We start from the raw sequence: 13,980 nt of genomic DNA, 5'->3' as shown, positions 1-13,980 counted from the left end.
TTTTTACAAAGTGCGGGCTGTTTTAACGCATATTAGACTTAAAAGTTAAACTGCGCTGCTAAACGTAAGCTAGTGCCTTCGCCGACCGTTACATTGTTTGTACCACCACCGCCAAGGTAGTTGGTATCAAATAAGTTTTCAACGTTAAGGCGTAAGTTAATATCGGTGTTACTCATTTCAAACTTATACGTTGCACCTACATCAACACGTGTATAGGCATCTTTAGTGATGGTGTTATCGTTATCAGCAAAACGCTCACCTTCATAGAATGCGCCAGCATTGAATGCAAATGCATCGTTTAATTCGTAACGAGTCCATAATGATGCAGACCACTTAGGAGCATCAGTGGGGCGCTTACCTTCTAAGTTTGTATCACGCTCATAGTTTGCATCTAAATACATAGTTGAGGCCATTACAAATAAGCGATCAGTTGCTGCTCCTTGTGCTGCGACTTCAAACCCTTTGTGGCGTTGCTCACCAACTTGATTAGTTTCACTTGTAAATGAACCTACAGGTGTTTCGAGTTTTTCAGTAACAAGAGTGCCATTTTTACTGATATCAAAAACAGCACCGCTAAGCATTAGGCGGTCATCAAATAGTTGCCATTTTATGCCGACTTCTTTTTGTTCAGAAGTAACTGCGTCAATCTTCATACCGAAGTTAATATCTTCTTCGTTAGTGATGGTTTCATTTTGTGGCTCGAAACCTTCTGTATAGCTGGCATAAATAGTAGCCGATACATTTGGATGATAGAGCACGCCGAATTTAGGCAAAAATGATTCGTTATTTTGCCCTTTACGCGTTTGTTTATCAAAACGTCCGCCTACAGATACTTGCCACTGTGGTGAGAAAGTAATTAAATCTTGGGCATAAACACCATAGTAATCGTACTCGGTTTCACTTTTTGTGGTATCACTGTGGTAGCTAATATCAGGACTTGCAGGTTCACTTTCGCCAGCTGAGTAATAAACGTAATCGCTGGTTGTACGTAGTTGACCGTAATAGTAGTCAAGCGAGTTAGCACCAATTAGAAATTGATGGTCTACACCGGCTGTTTCAAATTCACCAATGAAGTCAATAAATGCAGTCGTAAATTGCCAATCATCAAAACGGTCGTAAGGGCGAGATTCATAACTGTCGTCTTCCATAAAGTTAGACGGTTTACGAGGTGCAGATTCAAAACGTTGGCGCTCGAAAGTTTGTTCGTTATAACCTAAGTTAACTTGCCAATCATCAGATAAAAATATATTGAAATCTATACCAAGGTTTTCTACGGTTATATCAGTAAACGCCCAAGACATATCGCGTATAGTTTTGTCATCACCAATCACGTTAGCGTTATCATCAATCCAGGCACCTGTATCTAAGCCAGCTTTGTCATCGGTACGATCATAATGTACGCGTACAAGTGCATTGTCGCTAATATCATAATCAACGACTAAAGCACCTAAGAAGCGGTCGCGTTCACGATTTTCACCATTTTGATATTCGCGCCAATATTCAACGTCTTGCTTTACTAAGACACCGCGAGCACGCAAATCTTCAGCTTCTGTTAGAGCACCGCCAGCATCAAGCATAAAGCGGGTTGAGCCATGTTGATCTACATCTGCACTGGCATTAAACAATGTTTGTGCAGTTGGCTTTTTTGTAACCATATTAACCAAGCCACCTGGACCTGACTGGCCATATAAAATACTTGATGGACCTTTGATTACTTCAACTTGTTGTAATATTTCGATTGGCTGCTGGTAGTGTGACCAATGTTGGTGACCATCACGTAAGTAACCAGTACCAGAGCTTAGCTCAAAGCCACGAAGGTTAAATACTTCACGGTTACGTTGTTGTGAGCCTGCCGTTAAGCTTGCGTCGTTTGTTAGTACTTCACCTAATGTGGTGGCAAGCTGTTCGTTTACGATTGTGTCTGTAATAACAGTGACCGATTGTGCCGTTTCAAGTAATGATGCCGATGTGCGCATTGCTCCGTTAGCATTGTCTACTTTGTAGTCATTAAAGTAAGTGCCTTTAACTTCTATTTTTTCTATGTTTTCGTTATTTTCTGCTGCACTCAATGTGCCTGCAGTCGCTACAAGGGCGAGATAAAGTGGACTAAATTTCATTCAATGCTTCCGGCTGAGTTATAAAAACAGCACGAATCTTAATGAAAATACATGTCATTTACAATTCTTTTGTTGAGTAATTTATAACAATGGTAGTTAATGGTCGCTAATAGCTATTTCTGCTATTATTAGCACAATAATCCAAGGTAACGTTTTAGCCTTGCTCATTAACTTTTTTGTTTGGAAATAATTTTGACTGCAACTGCATTTTCTTCACTCGCTTTACCTTCTGGTTTGGTCGATAATTTATCTACTTTAGGTTATAGCCAAATGACGGCTGTTCAGGCACAGAGCTTACCGCCAGTACTTGAAGGTAAAGATATCATTGCGCAAGCTAAAACGGGATCGGGTAAAACCGCGGCATTTAGCTTAGGAGTGCTGGCTAAACTTAACGTAAAGCGCTTTCGTATTCAGTCTTTGGTACTTTGCCCAACAAGAGAACTTGCTGAGCAAGTGGCTGTTGAAATGCGCAAACTCGCCCGAGGTATTCATAACATTAAAATACTTACATTGTGTGGTGGTGTTTCAATTGGCCCACAAATCGGCTCGCTTGAACATGGTGCACACATTATTGTTGGCACACCTGGTCGCGTAGATGACCATATCCGCAAAGGCACCTTGCGTTTAGATGATGTAGAAACTTTAGTTTTGGATGAAGCCGATCAAATGCTCGATATGGGCTTTCAAGATACGCTAGATGCAATTATCGATTGCATACCACAACAGCGTCAAACACTGTTATTTAGTGCGACTTTCCCACGTGCGATTGAAGCGGTTGCAAAGCGTGTTTTAACTAACCCTGTGATGGTAAAAGTTGAAGAAGAGCAAGAAAAAAGCACCATCAAACAGTATTTTTATAAGATGGATAATAATAAGCAGCGCTTTAATACACTGAAGTTGTTGCTGTTAAAGTTTCAGCCAACAAGCTGTGTGGTATTTTGTAATACTAAGGTTGAAACACAGCAAGTGTGTGATGATCTCGCCGCTGAAGGTTTTAGTGCCGTGGCTTTACATGGCGACTTGGAGCAGCGCGATCGTGAACGTACACTCATTCATTTTGCTAATAAAAGTGCCTCTATTTTAGTTGCCACCGATGTAGCTGCTCGTGGTCTGGATATCGACGATATGGACATGGTGATTAATTACCATTTAGCGCATGACCCTCAAACACATGTTCACCGTATTGGCCGTACTGGCCGTGCAGGTAAAAAAGGCATTGCGTGTTCAATCTATGGTGATGCTGAGCAATTCAAAGTGGCGCAAATTGGCGACCATTACGAATGTGATTTTTTACCAGAGCAGCTGCCACCATTTAGCTTGTTAGAAAAACCACCGTATAAACCAGAAATGGCCACACTAATGATTGACTCAGGTAAAAAGCAAAAAGTACGTGCCGGTGATATTTTAGGTGCGCTAACAGGTAAAGAAGGTATTGCAGGCCGCCAAGTGGGTAAAATTAACGTGCTTGATAACGTGGCATTTGTTGCGGTCGAGCGCAATTGTGCAAAACCAGCATTACGTAAATTAACTGAAGGTAACATTAAAGGGCGTAAAATCCGCGCTCGTCGACTCACTCGTTAATTACTTATTTATCTATTTGAGCAGCTTGCCTTAAGCTGCTCATATTCTTCTCGAATACGTTTAAATACCTCTTCATCTTCTGATGATTTATCTGGGTGATATTGCAACGCTAATTGTCGCCATCGTTTTTGTATCATTTTTAAACTTGCTTGTTCATCTAGTTGCCATTGTGCAAGAATTACGTTGCGTTGGCTTATGCTTAATTTGGGTTTTACTGGTTTAGTGGCGACAAAATCTTGCCAAAATTGATTTAATAATGCATTCACTTCATCGGCTGACGTATCATAGTTTTGCCAATCTAAGTAATAGTCTCTTAAAGGATCTATAAGCGTAACCGAGTTTTCAGTGGATATATCTTCTAATTTAATATGTAAACTTGCAATTGATAAAGTTTGGGCAGGAGCAAGTTGCTGCTGTAATTGAAACAGTGCATTCATTATTAAAAAGTTACGTTTAAATAAATTACGAGAAGGGTCCTTATCTAACACGGTTATGATACCGCTTTGTGATAACTCTGATGCTAAAGTGTGAACCTTCCATACCTGCTTTGTTAATAGTCGTTCAAAAATCTCATCTATAAGTGGGTTAAGCATTGTTTGAACTCTAGGTAATAGTGTATCTTGATAAAATAATTATATACACATGCGACTAGAGTTGTAAGTTAGCTTTCATGCGAAGCATGTGTTGTTTTAACGGATAAATACCAAGGATACATTTATGTTAGGTAAGTTTAAGCGGCTACTCTTTATTGCGTTTATTACTGTACTTGGCGTGGTATCTCATGTCTGTTCTGCTCAAGAGCCCTTACTTGAGCAATTTAATCAGGTTGATGATTGGCAGCAAAAGCAAGTAATAGCCAACCAATTACTCTCAACAGCACAATTAACACCACAACAGCGGTTAGCTATTTACAGTACAATGGCTGAGCGCGCATTCACTGAGAACGATTACTCATTGGCGCTCGATTTCTACCAGTCTCAAGAGCAGAATAGCAATATAAACGACTCTCCAGAGCAATATTTTCGATCTATAAAAATGCAAGGCGTGGTGTACTACTATCAAGGGTTAATGAATCAAGCGATTAAAGAGTATAGCCGTGCCTTGGTGATTGCAAAGCAGCTAAATAATGCGTTGAAGCAGGCCAACTTGCTAAGCAATATTGGTTTATCTTACTTTGATATGTACAACATGGAGCTTGCATTAGAGCATTACCAAAAAGCAAAAACCATTTATGAAACGAACGGGAATGCACAAGATAAAGCGGACATACTTCATAATATTGCGGGAGTATATATTAAATTATCGCGCTATGATTCGGCGTTAGAATTTTATCGTGAAGTGTTAGAGGTATTTCAACAACTCGATGACAAAGATGGCATTGCCCAAGTATATGGAAACATGGGTGTGGCCTACGTTGAGTCAGGGCGTTATCAATTAGCATTACATTATTATCAATTAGCTTTACGCTACTATCAAAGTATTAATGATGCTTATCAACTTTCCACTCGACATAAAAATTTAGCCAACTTAAACCTTAAATTAAATAAAATAGACACAGCCTATTATCATGCGCTTGCAGCGAAAGAATTTGCAGTTAAAGCTGATAATAAGACTCTTTTATTGACTGCATTACATGTTTTAGCAAAAGTTCAGTTAGTGAAAGGGGACATCAAGGAAGCAAGAGAAAATTTAAACGAGTCCTTTGCACTTGCTAAAAAATATAATAATGAGATGTTGGCTAAGGACGGGTTAGGCATAAACTCGCTTCTACTTGCAAGCGTGGGTGATTATGAGCAAGCTGTCGACATACACGAGAAATTTGTTGAGTACCAACAAAGCATAAAAAGTGAAGAGGTTGCAAAGGCACTTACTGTATTTCAAACACAGTTTAAAGCGAATCAACTCAATCAAGAAATCGTGCACTTAAAGCAAGAGCGAGACTTACAAGATTTAAAAATAGCAAAGCGTTCGCAACTTGCTATTTTACTGGCAATAGTAATGGTGCTTGGCTTAATTTGCACCATTGCATTGTATCGTCGAGCGATAGAGAAAAAGGCTAAGATTCAATTAGAAGAGCAAGTTGAACAACGCACACAGGAATTGCAATTTGTAGCACAAGAGTTGCGTTCAGCCAATGAGATTAAAAGTCAGTTTCTTGCCAATATTAGTCACGAGATTCGCACTCCTTTAACAGCTATTCTTGGGCAAACCGATGATCTCATCAATGGATTATACAAACCAAGCGAGTTACAAGATGAGCTATTAGTTATAAAAAAGCATAGTGATCATTTAAAAGATTTAATAAACGATGTGCTGGATATTAGTAAAATTGAAGCTAATAGGTTAGAGCTTCATTTAACTAAATTTGACCTCATTGAGTTGGTGAATGACGTGTATGAAATGTGCCAAGCGCATGCATCTCAAAAAGGCTTAAGCCTGACATTTGATAACCAATTAGAACCCAGCCATTGGGTTAAACTCGATTTAATGCGTGTAAAACAAATACTGATTAACTTGTTAACTAACGCAATAAAGTTTACTTATCAAGGTAGTGTAAAATTACGATTGAGCCAAACAGAGAGCGGGGTGCAGTTCAATGTGGTTGATACAGGTATTGGCATGAGTGTTGAGCAATTGAAAATGGTTTTTGAGTGTTTTCAACAAGGCGATAATACGATCAGCCGTCGTTTTGGAGGGTCGGGATTAGGGTTGTCGCTATCGCAACAACTAGCGATGATGATGGGCGGATACATCAGTGCACTTAGTGAACCTAATAAAGGCAGTGAATTTATTTTTAATCTGCCATGTAAACAAAAGAGCGCAGCCTCCTTATCAAGCCAAGTTATCAATAATGCTCAGCATGTTCAACTTCAGGGCAAAGTAGTTTTAGCAGAAGATCACCCTGATAACCGCCGTTTAATCACGCGCTACCTTACCTCTTTAGGACTTGAGGTGATTGCTCTGAGTGATGGTGAACAAGCGGTTGAGCAATGTTTACAACAGTATCCTGATATTGTTTTGCTGGATATTCAAATGCCTATTATGGACGGGCTTAGTGCTCTTGCGCTACTACAGCAATGTGGTTTTAGTAATCCAATTTACGCTTTAACTGCGAATGCTATGAGTCACGAAATTGATAACTATATTGCTCAGGGCTTTACTGGCTATTTAAGTAAGCCTATAGACAAAAAAGTGTTTTATAGTACTTTAGCCAGTCAGTTAGCAAAGAGTAACGAACAGCCCATAAATGAAAGCAAAGTTGATATGACGGATTTGACACAAAGCTTTATCAGCAGTTTTACCCAAGAAGCAAAGTCACTCAATGTCCACCTTCAGCAGCGTGATTATCAAGCGCTACAGCAAGACAGTCATCGTATTCTGGGTGCAGCTCAAATGTTTGCAGTTCAGGATATTATTCAACCAGCTTTAAACTTAGATAAAGCATTATTGAATAAAAGTACTGCATATGAGTTCGATAAGGTTGCTCCGTTAACGTTAGAGTTAATTAATGCATTAGAAGCGTACTCGTCAAAATAGCTCTATCTCACTTTCTTCTGCTGTTTCAGTAATAGTTTCTTCTTTGTGAGTGCGCTTTCTTGGTTGTGTATCAGGGGCATAATTGGTAACAAGGAAAAAACTGAATTTTTCTTCTAGGCTGGTGGCGAGTAAATGCAAGTCGTTACTAGAAACAGCCTGTATTTTAGAACTTGAAAGTGCATCAGAGTTCAGCTCGACTAACGAATTGATACTTTCTTGAGACTCATCCGAAAATTGTTTCTGATTACTCACCTGTTGGTTGATAGAATTCGACATTTCACTTATCTCAAGTACAGCAGTTTCAATGGCTGTAATTTCACTACTTGACGTTTTAGTAAGAGATACCGTCTGTTGAGCTTCATCCAGCGCTGTATTCATTAACGTATGGGCTAAATCAGTGCTATGTTGGATTTTACTGACCATGGCGCTTACTTCTTGTGTCGATTTACTCGTGCGTGAAGCTAAGTTTCGTACCTCATCAGCCACTACAGCAAAACCTCGGCCTTGTTCACCAGCTCTAGCAGCTTCAATGGCAGCATTTAATGCAAGTAGATTTGTTTGCTCAGCAATAGCATTAATGACCTCAATAACGGATCCAATATTATCACTGTCTTGCTTTAGTTGTTTTATATGTTCACTGGTTTGTTCAATATTACTTGCTAATGTGAGTAAGCTTGCTTGGCTCTTATCTGAATCAATACGTGTTTTTTTTACTGACTCTGTTGCATTGGCAACAGAGGTGTAAATTGTTTTAACGTTAACCCCAAGCTCACTCGAGGTGTTAAGCATTTTTTGGATCGTTTGGGCAAGATCTTGACCATGTGAATATTGAATTGTGGCTTTTTGGGTCATTGATGCATAGGTATCTCGTAGCTCATCAGCCATAGGTCTTAATCTATTAGATGAAATTTGTAACTCTTCAAACAGATGTTCAATCGTTGTTAGGCTGGCGTTGAGTGCTAAGCAAGAGGGTGGGATTGCGGGGTCACTTTCGTCAAATCGAAAAGTAAAGTTAATACCATCCTTACTGACTAAGTTCTCCATCAATACTCTTAGATATTTATCTGGCAGCGCTAACTTTCGTTTTGTAAGTAAATAAAAGAAATACACGGGTAACAATACAGTTAAATATAAAGTCATAATAGCAACAGAAGGTAAGTTAAATGAATAACAAATCACTCCAATACTGATAATTAAAAAGCACTGCAGGGCTATGAAGCTTTGGGTAATTGTCATTCTGATTTTCCTTTGTAAAACGCTATTGACCAACTTATTTTTCGAATGCTTAGAGTTGGTTTTCAATAAGTATAGTTAAAAAAGGCCGAACGACAAAAAATGTTTCACTACATACATGAATTTCAAGATATTGTGGGATATTCACTTTGCTTTGAGTGGAAGATAAATTGAGGGGGGATTGATAAAAACAAAAAAGCTCGCCATTAAGCGAGCTTTTCAACAGTATACTTATGCTTACTGACGTCTCATAGAGTCAAAAAACTCATCATTCGTTTTGCTCATTGATAGTTTATCAATTAAGAACTCCATAGCGTCAATTTCTGACATCTCATGAACAATCTTACGCAAGATCCACATTTTCTGAAGCTCATCAGGTTTTGTTAGTAACTCTTCGCGACGAGTACCTGAACGGTTAAAGTCGATAGCTGGGAAAACACGCTTTTCAGCAATCTTACGATTTAGGTGTAATTCCATATTACCTGTACCTTTAAACTCTTCATAGATTACTTCATCCATCTTAGAGCCGGTATCGATCAGCGCAGTAGCGATAATAGTTAAGCTACCACCTTCTTCAACATTACGTGCTGCACCGAAAAAGCGCTTTGGTTTGTGTAGTGCGTTTGCATCAACACCACCGGTAAGTACTTTACCTGATGAAGGAATAACCGTGTTATAAGCACGTGCTAGACGAGTGATTGAATCTAATAAGATTATGACATCTTTTTTATGTTCAACTAAACGCTTTGCTTTTTCAATTACCATTTCAGCTACTTGCACGTGACGACTCGCTGGTTCATCAAATGTTGATGCGATAACTTCACCTTTTACTAGGCGTTGCATCTCAGTAACTTCTTCCGGGCGCTCATCGATAAGTAAAACCATCAATGTCGCATCAGGGTGGTTATGGGTGATTGATTGAGCAATGTTTTGCAGTAGCATTGTTTTACCCGCTTTTGGCGGTGCTACTAATAAACCACGTTGACCGCGGCCGATTGGTGATGCTAAATCAAGGACTCGCGCAGTTATGTCCTCGGTACTACCGTTACCACGTTCCATACGTAACCGTTCGTTAGCATGTAGTGGAGTTAAGTTTTCAAAAAGGATTTTAGTACGAGAGTTTTCTGGTCTATCAAAGTTTACTTCGTTTACTTTTAGAAGAGCGAAGTAACGTTCACCGTCTTTCGGCGGACGAATAAGACCCATTATAGAGTCACCAGTACGCATGCTAAAACGACGAATTTGGCTAGGTGATACATAAATGTCATCAGGGCCGGCTAGGTAAGACGCTTCTGAAGATCTTAAAAAGCCAAAACCATCCTGAAGGATTTCTAATACACCACCGCCAAAAATGTTCTCTCCACTTTTGGCGTGGGCCTTAAGGATAGCAAAGATAATATCTTGCTTTCTTAAGCGGGCTACGTTTTCGAGCCCCATGGACTCAGCTAAGGCTACAAGTTCTTTTATAGACTTGTCTTTTAATTCGCGTAAATGCATATTGGTGGGTTCTTTATTACAGTTATCATACTCATATAATCGATATTGATTAGTGAGAGAGGTTTGTTGGTAAACTAAGGATTAGTTGGCTTTATAAACTAGCAGTTCACTGGCCCAGCGTCCAGTCTTTATACAAAATAAACGTAAAAAAAGGGCTTATCGCCCTTTTTTTAATGGGTATTAGATATTGTTTTCTAAAAACTCAACAAGTTGTGTTTTAGAAAGTGCACCAACTTTAGTTGCTGCAACTTGACCATCTTTAAAAAGAAGTAGCGTTGGAATACCACGAATACCAAACTTTGGTGGTGTACCCGCGTTTTGGTCGATGTTTAATTTACCGATAACAACACGGCCATCAAACTCGTCAGCTACTTCATTTAGAATAGGGGCGATCATTTTACAAGGTCCGCACCATTCTGCCCAAAAATCAACTAGTACAGGCTTGTCTGATTGTAATACGTCAGCTTCAAAGCCATCGTCAGTTAATTGAATAATTTTCTCGCTCATTGCGCTCTCCGATAAGTTAGGCGAATTATTTAATGCGTATTTAAACACTCTTGTTTCTTATTGCAAGTTTAAACGTTATGCTTAAACGCTATGACTAAGACACATTTGACCGATAAAAAGTTTTCAGACTTTGCTATCGCACCGGAAGTGGTTACCGGTTTAACCGAAAATGGGTTTGAATACTGCACTCCCATTCAAGCTAAATGCCTACCTTTTATTTGTGATGGCCGCGACATTGCGGGTCAAGCACAAACAGGTACAGGTAAAACACTGGCTTTTTTAACAGCTACATGCCATCGGTTATTACAATCTAGCAAAGCACCTAGTAAACATCCAAGAGCCCTGATCATGGCCCCTACTCGGGAGCTTGCGATTCAGATCCATAAAGATGCTAAAATTTTAGCGCCACACTGTAATCTTAACTTAGGTTTAGTATATGGTGGCGAAGATTATGAAAAACAACGTGCGCAGTTAGAAAAAGGCGTAGATATTTTAATTGGTACCACTGGCCGCCTTATCGATTTATATAAGCAAGGCTGCTACACCTTAAATGAAATAGAAGTTGTAGTGCTTGATGAAGCCGATCGCATGTTTGATTTAGGTTTCATAAAAGATATACGTTATATGTTCCGTCGTATGCCTGATACTTCTGAGCGATTAAACTTACTTTTCTCTGCAACGTTATCATACCGTGTGCAAGAGTTAGCATTTGAACACATGACTAATCCTGAGCATGTGCAAGTTGAGCCAGATGTAAAAACAGGTAAGCGAATTACAGAAGAACTTTTCCAGCCATCTCAAGAAGACAAGATTAAATTATTACTTACTTTAGTCGAAGAAGAATGGCCAGATAAAGCGATTGTTTTTGCAAATACCAAGCACAGCTGTGAAACAGTGTACGCATGGCTTAAAGAAGACGGACATCGTGTTGGTATGTTGACTGGTGATGTAAACCAGAAAAAGCGCCAATCAATCTTAGCGCAATTTACTAAAGGCGATCTTGATTTCCTAGTTGCAACAGATGTTGCTGCACGTGGTTTGCACATCCCTGAAGTAAGTCATGTATTTAACTTTGATTTACCAGATGATTGCGAAGATTATGTTCATCGTATCGGTCGTACTGGTCGTGCAGGTGCATCAGGTAAAGCAATTAGTTTTGCATGTGAGCAATACGCATATAATCTGCATGAAATTGAAGAATATATAGAACATAGCATTCCTTTATCGCATTATGATAAAAGTGCATTGCTTGATGATTTAACAAAGCCTACTATTCAAAGAAAGCGCAACTATTCGACAGGCCCTCGTAATCGTAGTAATAACGGCGGACGTAGACCAAACAATAGTTACCAAAAAGCACGGTCGTAATTTACGACCGAAGTAGAGTCGTAGTAGTAACTAGAGGTTTTTGAACGGTGGGGCAACTTAAACCGCAAAAAAATGTTTATGCAGTAATTGATTTAGGGTCAAACAGCTTTCATATGCTGATTGCTAAATCAATTGCTGGTGGCCTGCAAACTATAGGTCGAGTTAAACGAAAAGTCAGATTAGCGGCAGGGCTTGACGAGGATAATTTGTTAAGCGCTGAAGCTATGCAAAGAGGTTGGGAGTGTTTGGCACTTTTTGCCGAGCGCCTTCAGGATATTCCCAAAGCTAACATAACCATTGTTGCTACTGCTACCTTGAGGCTAGCAACAAATGCCGATGTATTCAAACATAAAGCAGAGCAAATCCTTTCTCACAAAATTAATGTTATCAGTGGCGAACTCGAAGCCCGCACAATTTATAAAGGTGTCGCGCATACTTCTTCTTGTTCTGGTCGCCAGTTAGTGATTGATATTGGCGGTGCAAGTACTGAAGTTGTTATTGGCAAAGGTTTTGATGCACTGCATTATAAAAGCCTTAACATGGGTTGTGTCACATACCTTGAGCGTTATTTTAAAGATTGCAAACTAAGTGATGCAAATTTCAATAATGCTATTTCAGCTGCAAAAGAGGTTGTTGCTGAAATTGCTTCAAGCTACAAAGCCGCAGGCTGGGAAATAGCGTCTGGTGCATCAGGTACAGTACAAGCAATTCAAGAGATAATGGTTGCACAATCATTAGATGAAACATTAAGTCTCGACAAACTACTTGAAATTAAAAAGCAATCAACGGCCTTTAACACAATTGCTGAGCTTGATTTACCAGGTTTGAGTGAAGAAAGAAGATTAGTATTTGTTTCAGGTCTTGCTATTTTAATCGCATTATTTGAGTCCCTTGAGATTGAAAAGATGGGACTAGCAGGTGGAGCGCTTCGCGAAGGCGTTTTGTATAGCATGATCCCTGAGTTTCATAATCATGATATTCGCAAGCGTACTGTTGATGCCTTTATGAGTCGTTATCATGTTGATCAAAAGCAATCAAATCGAGTAGCTGAATTAAGCAATCATTTAGCACATCAGGTTAGCGCACAATGGGTTGCTTTAGAACATGGTGGCTTTGCATTATTAAAGGCAATCGCTCAGCTGCATGAAATCGGTTTGCTAATTGAATATAAGCAATATCAAAAACACACTGCTTATATTTTAGAAAACACCGATATGCCAGGCTTTTCTCAGTCAGAGCATAAAATTATAGTTGCTGCTACCAATGCGCATCGCTCTGACTTACAAAAAGATGCATTTGAATATTTAGGATGTCATCAGCAATTAGCACAATACATAACAAGGCTTATTAGAATTGCTGTAATTCTTTCGATGCGTCGCCAAGACGACGTGCTACCTAAATTGAGCTTAACTGCTGATAATGAAGTGTTAACCCTTTCTTTTGAAGAAGACTGGTTAAAAGCACATCCGCTAATGGCAAGTGAGCTCCAGCTTGAGTCTAAACAGCAGGCAAAAGCAGGATGGGAATTTTTAGTTAAATGAAAAAGGCTCGAAAGAGTCTTTTTTTGTAGCAAAATACCGCACTTTGATTTAAAAATGTTCAAACAGTTCTTTTTTTCCAAAAGATCGAAAAAAAGGGTTGATCTGTTTTCGGATCTCCCTATAATGCGACCCCACTGAGACAGCAGAGCGCAACGCACAGCGGGGCACGAACTACTCAGAGAGTTAAATAAAACTTAAGTTTAAATTGTCGGAAGAAAGTTTAAAATTAAGTGTTGACTCGAAAAATAAAGGATGTATTATACGCATCCCTTGAGACGCTAAAGCGACTCAAGCGTTCTTTAACAATATAAAGCAATCATCTGTGTGGGCACTCGTACAGATTGAGTTCTAACAGCCAAGCTTAGTTCGCTAAGTGAGGCAAAAAATTTAGAGTCTCAATTGAAACTGAGTGACCAACAGCAATAAATTTATTTATTGCAGCACAGTCAATTCAATATCGAAAGATATTAAATAAATTCAGAATTCATTGAGCATGTCGGCTCTCTTTATGGGAGAAGACAGAAAAAACTTTTAATTGAAGAGTTTGATCATGGCTCAGATTGAACGCTGGCGGCAGGCCTAACACATGCAAGTCGAGC

9 protein-coding genes and 1 rRNA gene are annotated in these 13,980 nt (G+C 39.3%); 5 read left to right on the top strand and 5 right to left on the bottom strand.

Translation table 11 applies throughout. From position 1 onward, the window contains the following. Window positions 1–38: 38 nt before the first annotated feature. The gene (locus ACHUE3_RS14970; RefSeq protein ID WP_394193168.1) at window positions 39–2,117 is read right to left on the bottom strand and encodes a TonB-dependent siderophore receptor; all 2,079 of its coding nucleotides are present in this window, start codon (window positions 2,115–2,117) and stop codon (window positions 39–41) included. A 192-nt stretch (window positions 2,118–2,309) separates the two neighbouring features. Here ACHUE3_RS14970 and dbpA point away from each other — a divergent pair, with 192 nt between their 5' ends. Next, on the top strand, window positions 2,310–3,698 hold the full coding sequence (dbpA, locus tag ACHUE3_RS14965) for an ATP-dependent RNA helicase DbpA (RefSeq protein ID WP_058561174.1): 1,389 nt from the start codon (window positions 2,310–2,312) through the stop codon (window positions 3,696–3,698). An 8-nt stretch (window positions 3,699–3,706) separates the two neighbouring features. Here the strand turns inward: dbpA and ACHUE3_RS14960 are convergent, their stop codons facing one another. After that, window positions 3,707–4,291, bottom strand: a complete 585-nt coding sequence (locus ACHUE3_RS14960; RefSeq protein ID WP_394193167.1) for a DNA-J related domain-containing protein — start codon at window positions 4,289–4,291, stop codon at window positions 3,707–3,709. A 124-nt stretch (window positions 4,292–4,415) separates the two neighbouring features. Here ACHUE3_RS14960 and ACHUE3_RS14955 point away from each other — a divergent pair, with 124 nt between their 5' ends. Next, a complete protein-coding gene (locus tag ACHUE3_RS14955; RefSeq protein ID WP_394193166.1) occupies window positions 4,416–7,235 on the top strand; it encodes a tetratricopeptide repeat-containing hybrid sensor histidine kinase/response regulator in 2,820 nt (939 codons plus the stop codon). Here ACHUE3_RS14955 and ACHUE3_RS14950 read toward each other — a convergent pair. The 3 genes from ACHUE3_RS14950 to trxA all read right to left on the bottom strand — a co-directional run bounded on the left by ACHUE3_RS14950 (window position 7,227) and on the right by trxA (window position 10,472). Next, window positions 7,227–8,471 carry a methyl-accepting chemotaxis protein gene (locus ACHUE3_RS14950; RefSeq protein ID WP_394193165.1) on the bottom strand — a complete coding sequence of 415 codons (1,245 nt, stop codon included), beginning with the start codon at window positions 8,469–8,471 and terminating at the stop codon, window positions 7,227–7,229. The two genes, ACHUE3_RS14955 and ACHUE3_RS14950, sit on opposite strands and share 9 nt — an antisense overlap. A 234-nt stretch (window positions 8,472–8,705) precedes the next feature. Then, window positions 8,706–9,965 carry a transcription termination factor Rho gene (rho, locus tag ACHUE3_RS14945; protein WP_058561178.1) on the bottom strand — a complete coding sequence of 420 codons (1,260 nt, stop codon included), beginning with the start codon at window positions 9,963–9,965 and terminating at the stop codon, window positions 8,706–8,708. A 180-nt stretch (window positions 9,966–10,145) separates the two neighbouring features. Further along, window positions 10,146–10,472, bottom strand: coding sequence for a thioredoxin TrxA (trxA, locus tag ACHUE3_RS14940; RefSeq protein WP_058561197.1), 327 nt, complete (start codon window positions 10,470–10,472; stop codon window positions 10,146–10,148). A 90-nt stretch (window positions 10,473–10,562) separates the two neighbouring features. Here trxA and rhlB point away from each other — a divergent pair, with 90 nt between their 5' ends. From rhlB to ACHUE3_RS14925, 3 genes are all read left to right on the top strand, one after another. After that, window positions 10,563–11,840, top strand: a complete 1,278-nt coding sequence (gene rhlB / locus ACHUE3_RS14935) for an ATP-dependent RNA helicase RhlB (protein ID WP_099295271.1) — start codon at window positions 10,563–10,565, stop codon at window positions 11,838–11,840. A 47-nt stretch (window positions 11,841–11,887) separates the two neighbouring features. Further along, complete coding sequence (gene gppA, locus ACHUE3_RS14930; RefSeq protein WP_394193164.1) at window positions 11,888–13,381, top strand: guanosine-5'-triphosphate,3'-diphosphate diphosphatase; 1,494 nt, start codon at window positions 11,888–11,890, stop codon at window positions 13,379–13,381. Window positions 13,382–13,913: 532 nt separating this feature from the next. Next, window positions 13,914–13,980: ribosomal RNA gene (locus ACHUE3_RS14925) — 16S ribosomal RNA — on the top strand; the annotation flags it as partial.

It is taken from the genome of Pseudoalteromonas atlantica (assembly GCF_043641955.1).
Lineage (GTDB): Bacteria > Pseudomonadota > Gammaproteobacteria > Enterobacterales > Alteromonadaceae > Pseudoalteromonas > Pseudoalteromonas atlantica_A.
This window is presented reverse-complemented; position numbering and strand designations above follow the sequence as displayed.

Bases quoted from the DNA above. Each gene is read 5' to 3' on its own strand.
- ACHUE3_RS14960 (WP_394193167.1), bottom strand. From the start codon at position 4,291: ATGCTTAACCCACTTATAGATGAGATTTTTGAACGACTATTAACAAAG.
- trxA (WP_058561197.1), bottom strand. From the start codon at position 10,472: ATGAGCGAGAAAATTATTCAATTAACTGACGATGGCTTTGAAGCTGAC.
- rhlB (WP_099295271.1), top strand. From the start codon at position 10,563: ATGACTAAGACACATTTGACCGATAAAAAGTTTTCAGACTTTGCTATC.
- ACHUE3_RS14970 (WP_394193168.1), bottom strand. From the start codon at position 2,117: ATGAAATTTAGTCCACTTTATCTCGCCCTTGTAGCGACTGCAGGCACA.
- rho (WP_058561178.1), bottom strand. From the start codon at position 9,965: ATGCATTTACGCGAATTAAAAGACAAGTCTATAAAAGAACTTGTAGCC.
- ACHUE3_RS14950 (WP_394193165.1), bottom strand. From the start codon at position 8,471: ATGACAATTACCCAAAGCTTCATAGCCCTGCAGTGCTTTTTAATTATC.
- ACHUE3_RS14955 (WP_394193166.1), top strand. From the start codon at position 4,416: ATGTTAGGTAAGTTTAAGCGGCTACTCTTTATTGCGTTTATTACTGTA.